The organism is Streptomyces sp. NBC_01497, assembly GCF_036250695.1.
GTDB lineage: Bacteria > Actinomycetota > Actinomycetes > Streptomycetales > Streptomycetaceae > Streptomyces.
In genome coordinates, this window is record NZ_CP109427.1 from 5580136 (window position 1) to 5595552 (window position 15417).

Here is a 15417-nt window from a genome sequence, read left to right on the forward strand (position 1 = left end):
CGAGGGAATGTACGAGGACGTGGGCGGGGGCGAGCTGTACTGCGACGTCTGCGGCCTCGCGCCCGTCGTGTCGCCGACGGGCTCGCTGTCCTCACCGCCGACCGGGCTCGCGGCCGCCGCGAAGGAGCGGGCCGGGACGGGCGCGGGATTCGGCGCGGGGACGGGCAGGGGGAACGGGACAGCCACGGGACCCGGCGTCGGCACCGGCGCGGGCGGCGGGACCGGTAGGGGCACGGGGCCGGGTGGCGGCGCCGGCGCGGCGGGCTCCACACTCGCCGGCTCGGAGAGCTCGTCCCGTTCCTCGCGTTCCTCGACGTCCCGGCGCTCGGTCTCCGGGCGGCTCTCCAGGGCGCTGTCCGGTGAGACGTCCGGCCGGTCGGTCTCCGTGATCAGCTCCGGCAACTCTGGCTCGCCGTCCGGCCGCAGCAGGCTCGGCGCGGGTCTCGTCTCGATCCCCGACGTGCCGAAGCCCGACCCGCGCGCCGCGGTGATGGACAACGCCGAGGTGCCGGAGCGCAAGCGGTTCTGCTCGCGCTCCGACTGCGGCGCGCCGGTGGGCCGTTCGCGCGGCGACCGGCCCGGCCGCACGGAGGGCTTCTGCACCAAGTGCGGCCACCCGTACTCCTTCGTGCCGAAGCTGCGCGAGGGCGACATCGTGCACGGCCAGTACGAGATCGCCGGCTGCCTCGCGCACGGCGGCCTCGGCTGGATCTACCTGGCCGTCGACCGGGCGGTGGACGGCCGCTGGGTGGTCCTCAAGGGCCTGCTCGACACGGGCGACGCCGACGCGATGGCGGCGGCCATGTCCGAACGCCGCTTCCTCGCCGAGATCGAGCATTCGAACATCGTCCGCATCTACAACTTCGTCGAGCACCTGGACCCGCGCACCGGCTCCCTGGACGGCTACATCGTCATGGAGTACGTCGGCGGCAAGTCGCTGAAGGAGATCGCCAACGACCGGCGTTCGCCCGCGACCGGCCGGCGCGACCCGCTGCCGGTCGAGCAGGCGTGCGCGTACGGCATCGAGGCGCTGGGCGCGCTCGGCCACCTGCACAGCCGGAATCTGCTGTACTGCGACTTCAAGGTCGACAACGCCATCCAGGCCGAGGACCAGCTCAAGCTCATAGACATGGGCGCCGTCCGGCGGATGGACGACGAGGACTCCGCGATCTACGGCACGGTCGGCTACCAGGCTCCGGAGGTCGCCGAGGTCGGCCCGTCGGTCGCCTCCGACCTGTACACGGTCGCGCGCACGCTCGCGGTGCTCACGTTCGACTTCCAGGGCTACACCAATGTGTTCGTGGACTCGCTGCCCGACCCGGAGCACATCGAGGTGTTCGGTCAGTACGAGTCCTTCTACCGCCTCCTGGTGCGCGCGACGGACCCGGACCCGGGGCGCAGGTTCTCCTCGGCCGAGGAGATGGCGGAGCAGCTGACGGGGGTCCTGCGCGAGGTCGTGGCGCTCCAGTCGGGCCGGCCCCGGCCCGCGCTGTCCACGCTGTTCGGCCCCGAGGTGCGGGTGACCGACGCCCAGTTGTTCGCCGAGCAGACGGACGACGTCTCGGTGCTGGGTGCGCGCCAGGTGCTCTCGCGCCGGTCCCGGCGCTCCGCCGCCCGGGCGCTGCCCGCGGGGCACGTGCCCCCGGCCGCCCCGGGCACCGCTCCGGCGGCGACCGCGCTGCCGCCCGCCGGATCGCGCCCCGGCGTGCCCGGGCAGCGCGGGCTGCTCCCCGCGGAGGCCGCCGGCGGCGCCCCGGGAGGAGGGCCCGCGCAGGCGCCCGCCGCGCCCCAGGGGGATACGGGCCGCACAGGGGCCCGGTCCGCCGCGGCGGAGGCGCTGCGGCTGGTCCCCCTGGACGTACGCGCGACGGTCCTCGCGCTGCCCGTACCGCGGGTGGACCCGAACGACCCCCACGCGGGATACCTCGCGGGCCTGCTCTCCTCGTCTGCGCACGGCGAGCTGATAGCGGCGCTGGAGGTGGCGAAGAGCCACGCGTCCGGTGACTCGGCGGAGGTGCGGCTGCGTGAGGTGCGTGCGCACCTGGAGCACGGCGACACCGCCGCCGCCGCCGGTGCGCTCGGGGCCCTGCAGGCACGTCACCCCGACGAGTGGCGGGTTGTCTGGTGCCGGGCTCTGATGGCGCTGGTGACGGGTGACCACGCCACCGCCGCGGTGTCCTTCGACGCGATCTACGATGCCTTCCCCGGCGAGCCCGCGCCGAAGCTGGCGCTCGGCGTGTGCGCCGAGGTACTGGGCCAGCTGGACAACGCGGCGGAGTACTACCGCCTCGTTTGGGCGACTGACCCCAGCTACGTGAGTGCCGCCTTCGGGCTCGCCCGGGTCCGGCTCGCAGCGGGTGACCGGCAGGGCGCGGTCGCGACCCTGGAGTCGGTGCCGGAGGCGTCCATCCACTACACGGCCGCGCGGGTGGCCGCCGTACGGGCGCGGCTGCGCCGGCGGGTCTCGGTGGAGCCGCTGCTGCCGGATCTGACGGCGGCGGCGGACCAGGTGGAGGCGCTGCGGCAGCTGGGCCTGGACGCGGTGCGCCGGGAGCAGTTGTCGACTGAAGTACTCGGGACGGCCCTGGACTGGGTAATCTCCGGGGGCCGGGGCGGTCGGGCCGATGCGACCACGACCCTCCTCGGCAGCCGTCTCGACGAGCGGGGCCTGCGCTTCGGACTGGAGCGCTCGTACCGGGCACTCGCCCGGCTCGCCCAGCGCGGCGAGGAGAGGATCGAACTGGTGGAGCGGGCCAACCGTTTCCGCCCCCGGACGTGGGTGTGATTGATGGCGCAGAAGCACCAGCGGGACGTCAGCACCTCGCCCTGCCCCAACCCGGCCTGCGGCGAACTGGTGGAGCCCGGCGACCTGTTCTGCGGTGCCTGCGGGTACGACCTGACGGCGGTGCCCGTGCCGGACGCGGGCGCCGACCACCCGACGGTCACGCTCGGCCGGGCCGGCGGCCACGGCCCGGAGCAGGGCGCGCCCGGGGCCAGGGTGTCGTGGCCGGACGCGGTGCCCGGCCAGGGGGCGGGCGCCCCGGTGGGCGCCCAGCGTCCCGGGGATCTGCCGGGTATCGACTCACGGGGTGTCCAACTCCCTCCGGAGACAGGTGACTTCGTGCTGCGTTCGCCGAGTGACGGGCATCGGGGCACACCGGCGGAGCCGCCCCGCACGGGGACACCGGCTCAGCTGCCGGACCCCGTCGCGCCGGGCCCCGTCGCGCCGGGCTCAGGAGTGCGGACGGACGCCCCCGTGGCGCCTTCGGCGGCCCCCGCCCCGGTGGCGGGCCCGGGCGTGCCGCCGGACGGGGCCGTACCCGGCGCCGCCGCCCCCGCCGACCCGCGCATGGCCGGCCCGGCCGGTGCGCCGGCGGGCGGTGAGACGCTGTGCGTGGCCTGCCGGGCGGGCCGGGTCGACACCGACGGCTACTGCGAGAACTGCGGGCACGCGCAGCCCCGGGAGCGCGACCACGTCGAGCGCGACCTCGGCCGCGTCGCGGCCGTCAGCGACCGGGGTCTGCGCCACCACCGCAACGAGGACGCGTTCGCCGTGTCGAACGGGACGGCCGCCGACGGGACCCCCGCGGTGATCGCCGTGGTCTGCGACGGCGTCTCGTCGGCGGCGCGCCCCGACGAGGCCTCGTCGGCCGCCTCGGTGGCCGCGGGCGAGTCGCTGCTGGCGTCGCTCCCGGGGGGCACGCACCCGCAGCAGGCCATGCACGAGGCGATCCTCGCCGCGGCCGAGGCGGTCAACTCCCTGGTGGGCGACGGCAGCGCGGTGGAGCGGGAGTCGCAGCGCCGGCAGAACGCCCCCGCCTGCACCTTCGTCGGCGCCGTGGTCACGGGCGGGCTGCTCGTCGTCGGCTGGGTCGGCGACAGCCGCGCGTACTGGGTACCCGACGATCGGACGACACAGGCGGTACGTCTGACCGAGGACGACTCGTGGGCCGCGCAGATGGTCGCGGCCGGGCTGATGAACGAGGCGGAGGCGTACGCGGACGAGCGTGCGCACGCGATCACGGGCTGGCTCGGCGCCGACGCGTACGAACTGCAGCCGCACACCGCCTCGTTCAAGCCAGACCGGCCCGGCATCGCCCTTATCTGCACCGACGGGCTGTGGAACTACGCGGAGGGCGCCGACGAGATCGCCTCGGCCGTGCCCGCCGACGCGTCGGCGAGGCCGCTGCACGCGGCGCAGGTCCTCGTCGGGCACGCGCTGGACGGCGGGGGCCACGACAACGTAACAGTGGCCATCGTGCCGTTCCCCCTGGCGCCGGGCGGGGCAGGATCCGCGTACACCACGCCCTGACCGCCCGATCGATCACCGTTCCCTGTCCGCTTTCTGACGACGTGTCATATCAGAGCCGATGCCCGGAACGGCTCCGGTCCGCCGCGGCCGGGCCGCCGGGACCCCGGCGGCCCGGCGACTGCCCCGGCCGCCGGGGCGCCACGGCCCGTCACCCCCCCACCGCGCGAGTTCCCTCCGAATCGTTTCGAACCGTTTCCGCCCCAGCCGGTGGAGTGTCGAGGAGCCGACCCATGGCGAACTTCTCCAAGTCGAACGTGCCGCAGTTCAGAGTCGACGTGTACCAGAACGAGTACCTGGCCGAGGGTGCCCGTGAGGTCAACGCGATCGTGACGGTGACGTCCACGGGCGGCGGCACCAGCGGCGGCGGCCTGGCGGGCCGCGGCTCCGGGGCGGCCGTGGTGATCATGGTGGACTGCTCGGGTTCCATGGACTACCCGCCGGAGAAGATGCGCAACGCGCGCGAGGCGACGGCCGCCGCCATCGACACCCTGCGCGACGGTGTCTCCTTCGCGGTGGTCGCGGGGACGCACATCGCCAGGGAGATCTATCCGGCGAACGGGTCCCTGGCCGTCGCCGACGCGGAGACCCGTTCGCGCGCCCAGCACGCGCTGCGCTCCCTGGGGGCGGGCGGCGGCACCGCCGTCGGCACGTGGCTGCGGCTCGCCGACCGGCTGCTGTCGACGGCGGACGTGCCGATCCGGCACGGCATCCTGCTCACCGACGGGCGCAACGAGCACGAGTCGCCCGAGGATCTGCGCGCCGCGCTCGACGCGTGCGCCGGGCGCTTCACCTGTGACGCGCGGGGCGTCGGGACGGACTGGGAGGTCAAGGAGGTCACCGCGGTGGCCTCGGCGCTGCTCGGCACCGCCGACATCGTGGCCGACCCCGCCAACCTCAGCGCGGACTTCACGCAGATGATGGAGACCGCGATGGGCAAGGAGGTCGCGGACGTCGCGCTGCGGCTTTGGACCCCGATGGGCGCGGAAGTCCGCTTCGTCAAGCAGGTGGCGCCGACGGTGGAGGCGCTGACCGGCCGCCGGACGCTGAGCGGTCCGCGCTCCGGGGACTACCCGACCGGGTCGTGGGGTGACGAATCTCGCGATTACCACGTCTGTGTAGAGGTTCCCGAGGCGGCCGTCGGACGGGAGATGCTGGCCGCCCGCGTCTCGCTCGTCCTGCCCGCGCCCGACGGGGGAGCACCTCAGGTGCTGTCCCAGGGCCTGGTCAAGGCGGTGTGGACGGACGACATGGAGGCGTCGACGTCCATCAACCCGCAGGTCGCGCACTACACGGGGCAGGCGGAGCTGGCGCAGGTCATCCAACAGGGCCTCGACGCGCGCAAATCGGGTGATTTCGATGGCGCGACGGCCAAACTCGGCCGGGCGGTACAGCTGGCCGCGTCGTCCGGAAACGCGGACACTGCGAAATTGCTTTCGAAGGTGGTGGACGTGGTCGATGCCGCGACGGGTACTGTGCGACTGAAGGCGAAGGTGGCGGAAGCGGACGAGATGACCCTCGAAACGCGCTCCACCAAGACCGTCCGGGTCAAGAAGTAGCCCGCGGGAAGCACCGCGGAACCGGGCCGGACAACCACCGCAACAACCGCAAGCACCACCGAGTGGCGGCCGCGAGGCCGGATCAGGAGAGGGGGAAGCGCAGCCATGCCGACCTGCCCCAACGGACACCAGTCGGGCTCCGACGACTGGTGCGAAGTCTGCGGCCATCGCATGGGCGGCCCTGCCGTACCGCCTCCCCCCGCACCGCCGGGCCAGGGGTACGGGTACCCGCCGCAGGGCCCCGGTCCCGCCGCCGTGTCCGAACTCTGCCCGCAGTGCCAGACGCCGCGTGAGGCCAACGCGCCGTACTGCGAGGAGTGCCGGTGGAACTTCCTCACCAACACCGCCACCTCGTACACGCCCCTCGCGCCGCGCACCACCAACGGCCAGGGCCCCGGCGGCGGGATCAACCTACCGCCCGGCTTCCAGACCCAGCCGCCGGGGCCGCAGACGACGCGCCCGCCGGAGCAGTACGGGACCCGGCCGCCCGACCCGTACGGGACGCGCCCGCCGGAGCCGTACGGGACGCGCCCGCCCGAACCGCCCTACGAGGCGAGGCCGCCGGAGCCCTACGGGACAAGACCCCCCGAGCAGCCGCCCTACGAGCGGAGCGGAACCCGCCCCTCGCAGATCAACCGTCCCGCCGAACCCCTGCTCTCCGAGCCGGCGCCGGGGCCTGGCGGCGGAGCCGACGACGGCTGGGGCGCACCCCAGCCGTCGCGCTTCGAGCGCGTCTCGCCCCCGGCCGCCCCCGCACCGCAGGGGCCGGGCCCCACAGCGGGCGGCGACTGGGCGCCCGCGCCCCCCGCGCCGTCCTTCGACCGGCTCTCCCCGCCGCCCGCGCAGCCCGGCCCCGGCCCGGTCGCCGAGGACGACTGGATGCTGCCGCCGCCGTCCGCCTCGGGGCCGTTCCCGCCCCAGCAGGGGATGGAGCAGCCCGGTGTGCCGCCGCAGGGGACCCAGGGCGGGCCCGGGCCGCAGCAGCCGCGCTACCCCGGGCCGTCCCGGTGGGCCGTGGTGATCGGCCCCGACCGCGAGTACTTCATGGCGATGATGCACCGCAGCGGGCCGGAGGCCACGGGCCTCAACCTGCCCGCGTACTCGCCCGAGCAGCACATGCCGCTCACCGGCAACCAGGTCACCATCGGCCGCCGCAGGCACTCCACGGGGGAGTCGCCCGACATCGACCTCTCGGTGCCGCCTGAGGACCCGGGCGTCTCGCACCAGCACGCGATCCTCGTCCAGCAGCCGGACGGCGGGTGGGCCGTGGTCGACCAGAACTCGACCAACGGCACGACCCTCAACGGCGGCGAGGAACCGATACAGCCCTACGTACCGATTCCGCTCGGTGACGGTGACCGGGTGCACGTGGGCGCCTGGACGACCATCCGGATCGTCCAGGACTGAGCCCTGCGGACGGGGTCCCGGCCGGGACGCCCGGCGCGCTCCCGTCCGGTACGCGCTGCCTCCGTTGCGCTCCCGTCCGGCGCTCAGGTCGGCGGGAGCGGCCAGACGTCACGCCCGTGCGGATCGTCCAGCCAGGCCCACTGGCCGGCGTCGGTGACCGTGACGCCGTAGCGCTCCCGCCCGGGGCGGTGCGCGTGGCGCCACAGGCCGTACGCCTCCTGCGGGTCGAGGCTCTGCGCGCTCAGCGCCAGCAGGAAGCGGAAGCTGTCGTTCGCCAGCACGTGCCGGGGCAGTTCCGCCGCCCGCTCGGCGAGGTCCTCGCCGAGGACGGGCGCGCCGCGCAGCGCCACGAAGAACGCCGAAGTGGGAAGGAACGTGCCCTGCGCCAGCCGCCCCCCGGCGGTGTCCGTCACCCGCAGGGAGATCAGCCCGGTGGCGAGCGGCGCGACGATGCGCCCGTCGGGCGCCGACTGCTCGACCCAGGCGCGCGGCACCGACGGCAGCGCGCAGGTCGCGATGATCCGGTCGAACGGCGCGCGCTCCGGGACGCCGCGGGCGCCGTCGCCCGTGAAGACGGCGGGCCGCCGGCCGGCCGCCCTGAGGTGGACCCGGGCCGACTCGGTGATCTCCGGATCCAGGTCGACGGTCGTCACGAGGTCGTCGCCGAGCCGGTGCGCGAGCAGCGCCGCGTTGTAGCCGGTGCCCGCGCCGATCTCCAGCACGCGGTGGCCGTCACGCACGTCCAGTTCGGCGAGCATCCCCGCCATCAGCGAGGGCTGGCTGCTCGACGAGATCAGCCGGCCGTCGCGCATGCGGGTACCGAGCGCGGTGTCCGCGTACGCGCCGCTCAGCCAGCGCCACCGGTTCTCCTGATCCGGGTCGCCGGACCACAGCCGCCTGCTGCCGCCGCTGCCCTCGACGTAGTAGTAGGGGACGAACAGATGCCGGGGCACGGCCTCGAACGCGGCACGCCAGGCCGGGTCGGGCAGCGCGCCCATGGCGGCCATGTCGCGCACCATCGTGGCCCGCGCCTGGGCGGCGTGGGCCTCCTCGTCGTATCCGGTCACCCTTCCACTGTCAGCCCTGACGGTCGGCCGGGCGAGTGCGGGAGCCCGCCGTGCGGGGCGCAGGGACCGGCGGTGGGGGAGCGTGGGGGGCCGGAGCGCTCAGCCCGGGGACTGGAGGGTCCTGCTGGGGCTCTCTCCGTACATCGATTTGTACTGTTCGGCGAAACGGCTGAGGTGGGTGAAGCCCCAGCGGTACGCGATCTCGGAGACGGAGGAGCCGGCCGGGTCGGCCCGCACGAGCTCCGTGTGGGCGCGGCGAATCCGGACGGACTGCAGGTACTTCATGGGCGACATGTTCAGATTCCGCCGGAACGTGTTCTGGAGCGCGCGCACGCTCACGTGCACCTGGCCCGCGATGTCCCCGACGGTCAGGGGCAGTTCCGGCTGATCCTCGATCAGGGCGATCGCGGCCTTCAGGGCGCGCGGCCGCAAGTCCTCCGCCGCGGCGCGCAACGGGCCGGACGCCGTGTGCGTTGTGGCGAGCAGGAACCCGTTGACGAGGGACTCCCTGATGGGCCGCGCGGCCAGCGGCTGGGCGAGCAACCCGCCCGGCGTGGCGCCGAGTTCGGTGGCCGTGCGGACCAGCCTCGCCCAGTCCCCTCCGGCGCCGGTCCGGCGCGCGCCAGCGCCCCTGTGCGCCGCTGACCGGGACCGGCCGCACGGCGCGGGCGCGGGCGCCCGGCAGTGCGGGCCGCGTCGCGCCGGGGGGCACGAAAGGGGCGATGTGGCGCGACGGGCGTTACGAAACCAGCGACGCGTGACGTGCGACGGGCAGGACCGACGGATCCTCGGCGGCGCCCTCCGGTCGGCTGATCTCGGCCCAGACCGCGTCCAGCGACAGGCTGAGGACGTCGGCGATCGCCGCGATGGTCGGGAACGCGGGGGTGGCCACGCGGCCGGATTCGATCTTCCGAAGCGTCTCCGGTGAGATGTGCGAGGCGAGCGCCACGTCGAGCATCGAGCGGCAGCCCCGGGACCGGCGGAGCAGGGCACCGAGGCGCTGTCCGCGTGCTACCTCGGCGGGGGTGAGCGGCAACCTGACCATGACCCAACTCTAATACCGGTACAGTTAGACCGGGATAGTTATTGGACGTACATGAGAGGCCCCCGATGATTGAGATCCTGAACTCCGCGCGACTGGAGCGGGCGAGGGGCACGGGCGCCCTGGTCGCCGACATCCTGCACGCCCTGAAGCAGCGCGCCACGGTCGGGACGAACCTGCTGGAGATCGATCAGTGGGCCAAGGAGATGATCACCGAAGCGGGGGCGCAGTCCTGCTACGTCGACTACGCGCCGTCCTTCGGGCGCGGCCCGTTCGGTCACTACATCTGCACGGCCGTCAACGACGCCGTCCTGCACGGGCGGCCTCACCACTCCACGCTGGCCGACGGGGATCTGCTGACGCTCGACCTGGCCGTGGTCAGGGACGGAGTGGCCGCGGACGCCGCGATCAGCTTCCTGGTGGGCAAGGCCCGGCCCGCGGCGAGCGTCACGATGATCGAGACGACACAACGGGCCCTCGCGGCCGGTATCGCCGCCGCCAAGCCAGGAGCACGCATCGGCGATCTCTCGCACGCCATCGGCACGGTTCTCAGCGACGCGGGCTACCCCGTCAACACCGAGTTCGGCGGCCACGGCATCGGCTCGACGATGCACCAGGACCCGCACGTCCCGAACACCGGACGGCCCGGCCGGGGCTACAAGCTGCGCCCCGGGCTGCTGCTCGCCCTGGAGCCCTGGGTCATGGCCGACACCGCCACGCTCGTCACCGACGCCGACGGCTGGACACTGCGCAGCGCGACGGGCTGCCGCACCGCGCACACCGAACACACCATCGCCATCACCGATGACGGCGCCGAGATCCTCACCCTTCCCACTCCGGCACGGCCGTAAAGCCCTGGTCACCGCTCCGAACCCGAAGGCCGGCACGCAGAACTCCGCACCGGAGTGCGCGCTGCGGCGGCCACGTGCAGGCGGGTGGTCGGCCGTACGCGCGAAAGCCCGGCGGCTCACGCAGGCACCGGGCATCAGCGCGGTCACCTCGGGTGTCGAGGGTGAGGGTGTCGCTGCCCGCCTCCCGGGCGTCGGCCATCAGGCCGGCGGTCCCGCCCGGGTCGCCGGGTGAGCCGACGAAGCCGCCGCCGGCCGACCGCACGGTCAACGCCCTCCCGGACGACGGGAGCCGGACGACGGGCGGGCACCGCTCCCCCCTTGCCGTGGGGGGCGGTCCTAGGACCAGGGGCCTGGTCCTGGCCGTCTGCGACCATGGGGGGGTGACAGAGATCAGGCGCGGCACGCTGAGTGAGCAGACGTTCTACGAGGCGGTCGGCGGCGAGGAGACGTTCCGCCGTCTGGTGCACCGCTTCTACGAGGGTGTCGCGGAGGACCCGCTGCTGCGGCCGATGTACCCGGAGGAAGACCTCGGCCCGGCCGAGGAGCGCTTCCGGCTGTTCCTGATCCAGTACTGGGGCGGCCCGCGCACCTACAGCGAGCAGCGCGGACACCCCCGGTTGCGGATGCGGCACGCGCCGTTCGCGGTCGACAGCGCGGCCCGTGACGCCTGGCTCGCCCGGATGCGGGTGGCCGTCGAGGAGCTGGAGCTGCCGCAGGAGTACGAGCAGCAGCTCTGGGACTACTTCACCTTCGCCGCCCAGTCCATGGTCAACACCCCCGGCTGACCCGGGCCCTGGCCGTGCCCGGGGTGCCCGGCGCGGTGGGGGCACGGCCCGGCCGTACGGGAAGGGCCTCGACCACGCGCCCGGCCGTACGGGAAGGGCCTCGACCACGCGCCCGGCCGCACGGGAAGGGCCCCGGCCACGCGCCCGGCCGTACGGGAAGGGCCCCGGCCAGATCCGCCGTCGTGGCGGTGGCCGGGGCCCTGCGGCGGGCCGTACGGATCTACCGCGCGTAGTGCGCCGCCAGGCGTTCGTGCGCCGACGCGGGCGCGCCCAGGTGGTCCAGGCCGAGCAGCCCCGCACCCAGCACGGGCGGGGCCGTCACCACGTCCACCACGGCCTTGGGTGCCCTGGCCGCCAGCAGTTCGGCGATCCGCTCGTCCAGCTGCGGATGACGGGCGGCGAGCACCCCGCCGCCGAGCAGCACCGGGGCCGGTTCGTCCAGCAGGTCGAGCTTGCCCAGCGCGACGCCGGCCATCACGACGACCTCCTCGGCCAGCCGGTCCACCACCGAGGTGGCGATCGCGTCACCGGCCGCGGCGACCGTGAACAGGACCGGCGTCAGCTCGTGCCGCCGGGCGCTCTCGATGCGGCCCAGGTGCAGCGCCTCGATGAGCTCGTACATGGTGGACAGGCCGAAGTGCGCGGGCAGCGCGCGGACCAGTTCGGTCGGTCCGCCCCTGCCGTCCTCGGCGCGGGCCGCGTGCCACAGCGCCTCCAGCGCGAGGCCGCTGCCGCCGCCCCAGTCGCCGGAGATCTGGCCGATCGCGGGGAAGCGTGCCGTGCGGCCGTCGGGCCGCATGCCCACGCAGTTGATGCCCGCGCCGCACACGACGGCAACACCGCGCGGCGCGTCGCCGCTCGGCAGGCCCGCCCGCAGGATCGCGAAGGTGTCGTTGCGCACGTCGGTGGTCGCCGCCCACCCGCGCTCCTGTATCGCCGCAGCCAACTGCTCCTCCTCGACGGGGAGGTCGGCGTTGGCGAGGCACGCCGAGACGTGCCGTGCCACGCCGGACGCGGACAAGCCCGCGTCCGCCGCGGCGGCGGCCACCGCCACCGCGAGGGTGTCGATGGCCGCCTGTACGCCGACGATCGGCGGCTGGAAGCCGCCGCCGCGGGCCGCGCCGAGCACCGAGCCGTCGGCGCCGATCACGGCCACATCGGTCTTGCTGTTCCCCGCGTCGACCGCCAGGACGGCCGACGGGGGAGTGTCACTCATGCCCACGCCAGGTGCTCCCGGTTGTGGGCGATCAGCTCGTCCGTGAGCTTCTCCGCGTACGCGAACTGCCCGACGAGCGGGTTCGCGAGCAGCGCGTCGTACACCCGGTCCCGGCCGCCGTGCAGCGCGGCCTTGAGCGCCAGGTCCTCGTACGCGGTGGCGTGCGCGATGAGGCCCGCGTACAGCGGGTCGACCGGTGCGACGGCGAGCGGCTCGGCGCCGGTGGTGGTGACCTTCGCCTGTACCTCGATGACCGCGTCGTCCGGCAGGAAGGGCAAGGTGCCCTTGTTGTAGGTGTTGACGACCTGCACCGCGCTGCCCCGGCCGCGCAGGAGCGAGGCCGCCAGGTCCACGGCCGCCTCGGAGTAGTACGCGCCGCCGCGCTTGGCGAGCAGCGCGGGCTTCTCGTCCAGCTTCGGGTCGCCGTACATCTCCAGCAGTTGCTTCTCCATCGCCGCGACCTCGGAGGCGCGGGACGGCTTGGTGCGCAGCTCGCGCACGACCTCGTCGTGCGCGTAGTAGTAGCGCAGGTAGTACGAGGGGACGACGCCGAGCCGCTCGACCACGGCGCGCGGCATGTGCAGGTCCTCGGCGATCGCGGCGCCGTGCTCCGCGAGCAGCTTCGGCAGCACGTCCTCGCCCTCGGGGCCGCCGAGGCGCACCCCCCGCTCCCACGTGAGGTGGTTGAGGCCCACGTGCTCCAGGTAGACCTCGGACGGTGAGACGCCGAGGTGGTTCGCGAACTTCCGCTGGAAGCCGATCGCCACGTTGCACAGGCCGATGGCCTTGTGCCCGGCCTCCAGCAGCGCGCGCGTCACGATCCCGACCGGGTTGGTGAAGTCGATGATCCACGCGTCCGGGTTGGTGCGGCGCACCCGCTCGGCGATGTCCAGTACGACCGGCACCGTGCGCAGCGCCTTGGCGAGGCCGCCCGCGCCGGTCGTCTCCTGGCCGACGCAGCCGCACTCAAGCGGCCATGTCTCGTCCTGGCCGCGGGCGGCCTGGCCGCCGACGCGCAGCTGCAGCAGCACCGCGTCGGCGCCCTCCACGCCCGCGTCCAGGTCGGAGGTGGTGACGATGCGGCCGGGGTGGCCCTGCTTGGCGAAGATGCGGCGCGCGAGGCCCCCCACCAGGTCCAGACGGTCGGCCGCCGGGTCGACGAGCACCAGCTCCTCGATCGGCAGGGTGTCCCTCAGCCGCGCGAATCCGTCAATGAGTTCAGGTGTGTAGGTGGATCCTCCGCCTACCACTGCGAGCTTCATGGTTCCTTAGCCCTTCACTCCGGTGAGGGTGACGCCTTCGACGAAGGCCTTCTGTGCGAAGAAGAACACGATGATGACCGGGGCCATGACCAGCAGGGTCGCGGCCATCGTGATGTTCCAGTTGACGCTGTGCGCGCTCTTGAAGGATTCCAGGCCGTAGCTGAGGGTCCAGGCGCCGGGGTTCTGCGAGGCGTAGATCTGCGGGCCGAAGTAGTCGTTCCAGCAGTAGAAGAACTGGAACAGCGCGACGGCCGCGATGCCGGGCTTCGCCATCGGCACGACCACCCGCAGCAGCGCCCGCAGCTCACCGCAGCCGTCGACCTTCGCCGACTCGATGTACTCGTTGGGGATGGTCAGCAGGAACTGCCGCAGCAGGAAGATCGAGTACGCGTCACCGAACGCCATCGGGATGATCAGCGGCCACAGCGAGCCCGAGAGGTGGAACTGCTGCGCCCACACCAGGTACATGGGGATCACGATGACCTGCGGCGGCAGCATCATCGTCGAGATGACGAGGATCATCGCGAGCCGGCGGCCCTTGAAGCGGAACTTGGCGAGCGCGTAGGCCACCGGGGTCGACGACACCACGGTGAACACGGTGCCGAGGACCGCGTACATCAGCGAGTTCTTCCACCAGCTGAGGAAGCCCGGGGCGTGGAAGACCGTCGCGTAGTTCGACCAGTGCCAGGAGTGCGGCCACAGGTCGCTCGTGAGGGCCTGCTGGTCGCTCATCACCGAGGTGAGGAAGACGAACACGAACGGCAGGACGAAGAACAGGGCGGCGGCTATCGCCAGCGCGTGCACCGCGACCCAGTTGAGGAACTTCTTGCGGCGGTGCGCTCCGGCGCCGCCCGCGTCCGCGCCCGGGGCCGAAGCGGTGAGCGGCGGGTTCAGGGTGGTGGTGGTCATCTCTCAGTCCTCCGCCGGGATCAGGCCCGCGTTCTTGCGCATCAGCAGCAGGGTCACGGCCATCGCGATGACGAACAGCACGAGCGAGAGCACGCACGCCGCGCCGGTGTTGAAGTTCTGGAAGCCCAGCTGGTAGACGAGCTGGGGCACGGTCAGGGTGGAGTGGTCGGGGTAGCCGGGCTGGACGACCGAGCCGGGGCCGATCGAGACACCGGAGGCGATCTTCCCCGCCACCAGGGCCTGCGTGTAGTACTGCATGGTCTGCACGACGCCCGTCACCACCGCGAACAGCACGATCGGGGTGATAGCGGGCCAGGTCACGTAGCGGAACTTGGCGATGGCGCCCGCGCCGTCCAGGTCGGCCGCCTCGTACTGCTCCTTCGGCACGTTGAGCAGCGACGCCATGAAGATGACCATCAGGTCGCCGACACCCCACAGGCCGAGCAGCACCAGCGAGGGCTTCGCCCAGTTCGGGTCGTTGAACCAGGTCGGGCCGTTGATGCCGATCCAGCCGAGCACCCGGTTGACGGGTCCTGTCGACGGGTTGAGCAGGAAGACGAAGGCGACGGTCGCGGCCACCGGCGGTGCCAGGTAGGGCAGGTAGAAGGCGGTGCGGAAGAACCCGACGCCCGTCTTGACCTTGGTGATGAGCAGGCCGATGCCGAGGCCGAACACCACGCGCAGCGCGACCATCACGACGACCAGCCAGATGGTGTTCCACAGGGCCGGGCCGAACAGCGGCATCTGCTCCAGCACGTACTTCCAGTTCTTGAGGCCCACGAAACTGGGCTGCTCGATCTGGTTGTAGTGCATGAAGGAGAAGTAGACGGTCGCGAGTAGCGGATATCCGAAGAAGACGGAGAAGCCGATGAGCCACGGCGACAGGAAGCCCAGCACCTTCAGCCGGTGCCTGTTGCGCTTCCGCTTCAGTGTCATGTCCGGCTGTGTGCCGGTGCCGGAGCGCGCGGACGCGCCGGCCGAGGACGAGAGGGAGAGTGCCATGTGCTGCT

13 protein-coding genes are annotated in these 15417 nt (G+C 73.2%); 6 read left to right on the forward strand and 7 right to left on the reverse strand.

Going from position 1 to position 15417, the window contains the following annotated elements:
- Nucleotides 1-7 precede the first annotated feature (7 nt).
- The 4 genes from OG310_RS23465 to OG310_RS23480 all read left to right on the forward strand — a co-directional run bounded on the left by OG310_RS23465 (nt 8) and on the right by OG310_RS23480 (nt 7275).
- Entirely contained in the window at nt 8-2785 is a 2778-nt protein-coding gene (locus OG310_RS23465; protein WP_443078715.1) for a tetratricopeptide repeat protein, read from the forward strand.
- A 3-nt stretch (nt 2786-2788) separates the two neighbouring features.
- Nucleotides 2789-4312, forward strand: coding sequence for a PP2C family serine/threonine-protein phosphatase (locus OG310_RS23470; RefSeq protein WP_329457844.1), 1524 nt, complete (start codon nt 2789-2791; stop codon nt 4310-4312).
- A gap of 230 nt (nt 4313-4542) precedes the next feature.
- A complete protein-coding gene (locus tag OG310_RS23475) occupies nt 4543-5868 on the forward strand; it encodes a vWA domain-containing protein (RefSeq protein WP_329457845.1) in 1326 nt (441 codons plus the stop codon).
- Nucleotides 5869-5973: 105 nt separating this feature from the next.
- Nucleotides 5974-7275: an FHA domain-containing protein gene (locus OG310_RS23480; protein WP_329457846.1), complete on the forward strand. Its 1302-nt coding sequence runs from the start codon at nt 5974-5976 to the stop codon at nt 7273-7275.
- 83 nt (nt 7276-7358) lie between these two features.
- Here the strand turns inward: OG310_RS23480 and OG310_RS23485 are convergent, their stop codons facing one another.
- From OG310_RS23485 to OG310_RS23495, 3 genes are all read right to left on the reverse strand, one after another.
- Nucleotides 7359-8294, reverse strand: coding sequence for a methyltransferase domain-containing protein (locus OG310_RS23485; protein ID WP_329460333.1), 936 nt, complete (start codon nt 8292-8294; stop codon nt 7359-7361).
- Nucleotides 8295-8441: 147 nt separating this feature from the next.
- Complete coding sequence (locus OG310_RS23490; protein ID WP_329457847.1) at nt 8442-8885, reverse strand: helix-turn-helix transcriptional regulator; 444 nt, start codon at nt 8883-8885, stop codon at nt 8442-8444.
- Nucleotides 8886-9081: 196 nt separating this feature from the next.
- Nucleotides 9082-9387, reverse strand: coding sequence for a helix-turn-helix domain-containing protein (locus OG310_RS23495; RefSeq protein WP_329457848.1), 306 nt, complete (start codon nt 9385-9387; stop codon nt 9082-9084).
- A gap of 65 nt (nt 9388-9452) precedes the next feature.
- Here OG310_RS23495 and map point away from each other — a divergent pair, with 65 nt between their 5' ends.
- Nucleotides 9453-10235 carry a type I methionyl aminopeptidase gene (map, locus tag OG310_RS23500; protein ID WP_329457849.1) on the forward strand — a complete coding sequence of 261 codons (783 nt, stop codon included), beginning with the start codon at nt 9453-9455 and terminating at the stop codon, nt 10233-10235.
- 380 nt (nt 10236-10615) lie between these two features.
- A complete protein-coding gene (locus OG310_RS23505; RefSeq protein ID WP_329457850.1) occupies nt 10616-11020 on the forward strand; it encodes a globin in 405 nt (134 codons plus the stop codon).
- Nucleotides 11021-11240: 220 nt separating this feature from the next.
- Here the strand turns inward: OG310_RS23505 and OG310_RS23510 are convergent, their stop codons facing one another.
- The 4 genes from OG310_RS23510 to OG310_RS23525 are packed head-to-tail and all read right to left on the reverse strand — an operon-like array spanning nt 11241 to nt 15409.
- Entirely contained in the window at nt 11241-12236 is a 996-nt protein-coding gene (locus OG310_RS23510) for an N-acetylglucosamine kinase (RefSeq protein WP_329457851.1), read from the reverse strand.
- Nucleotides 12233-13498, reverse strand: a complete 1266-nt coding sequence (locus OG310_RS23515) for a 6-phospho-beta-glucosidase (RefSeq protein WP_329457852.1) — start codon at nt 13496-13498, stop codon at nt 12233-12235. Before OG310_RS23515 ends, OG310_RS23510 begins: the two co-directional genes overlap by 4 nt.
- A 6-nt stretch (nt 13499-13504) precedes the next feature.
- Nucleotides 13505-14407 carry a carbohydrate ABC transporter permease gene (locus tag OG310_RS23520; protein WP_329457853.1) on the reverse strand — a complete coding sequence of 301 codons (903 nt, stop codon included), beginning with the start codon at nt 14405-14407 and terminating at the stop codon, nt 13505-13507.
- A gap of 3 nt (nt 14408-14410) precedes the next feature.
- Nucleotides 14411-15409 (reverse strand): carbohydrate ABC transporter permease, encoded by a 999-nt coding sequence (locus OG310_RS23525; protein ID WP_443078716.1) that lies wholly within the window; start codon nt 15407-15409, stop codon nt 14411-14413.
- Nucleotides 15410-15417 lie beyond the last annotated feature (8 nt).

Bases quoted from the DNA above. Each gene is read 5' to 3' on its own strand.
- OG310_RS23515 (WP_329457852.1), bottom strand. From the start codon at position 13,498: ATGAAGCTCGCAGTGGTAGGCGGAGGATCCACCTACACACCTGAACTC.
- map (WP_329457849.1), top strand. From the start codon at position 9,453: ATGATTGAGATCCTGAACTCCGCGCGACTGGAGCGGGCGAGGGGCACG.
- OG310_RS23475 (WP_329457845.1), top strand. From the start codon at position 4,543: ATGGCGAACTTCTCCAAGTCGAACGTGCCGCAGTTCAGAGTCGACGTG.
- OG310_RS23520 (WP_329457853.1), bottom strand. From the start codon at position 14,407: ATGACCACCACCACCCTGAACCCGCCGCTCACCGCTTCGGCCCCGGGC.
- OG310_RS23510 (WP_329457851.1), bottom strand. From the start codon at position 12,236: ATGAGTGACACTCCCCCGTCGGCCGTCCTGGCGGTCGACGCGGGGAAC.
- OG310_RS23480 (WP_329457846.1), top strand. From the start codon at position 5,974: ATGCCGACCTGCCCCAACGGACACCAGTCGGGCTCCGACGACTGGTGC.
- OG310_RS23470 (WP_329457844.1), top strand. From the start codon at position 2,789: ATGGCGCAGAAGCACCAGCGGGACGTCAGCACCTCGCCCTGCCCCAAC.
- OG310_RS23465 (WP_443078715.1), top strand. From the start codon at position 8: ATGTACGAGGACGTGGGCGGGGGCGAGCTGTACTGCGACGTCTGCGGC.
- OG310_RS23495 (WP_329457848.1), bottom strand. From the start codon at position 9,387: ATGGTCAGGTTGCCGCTCACCCCCGCCGAGGTAGCACGCGGACAGCGC.
- OG310_RS23485 (WP_329460333.1), bottom strand. From the start codon at position 8,294: ATGGTGCGCGACATGGCCGCCATGGGCGCGCTGCCCGACCCGGCCTGG.
- OG310_RS23525 (WP_443078716.1), bottom strand. From the start codon at position 15,409: ATGGCACTCTCCCTCTCGTCCTCGGCCGGCGCGTCCGCGCGCTCCGGC.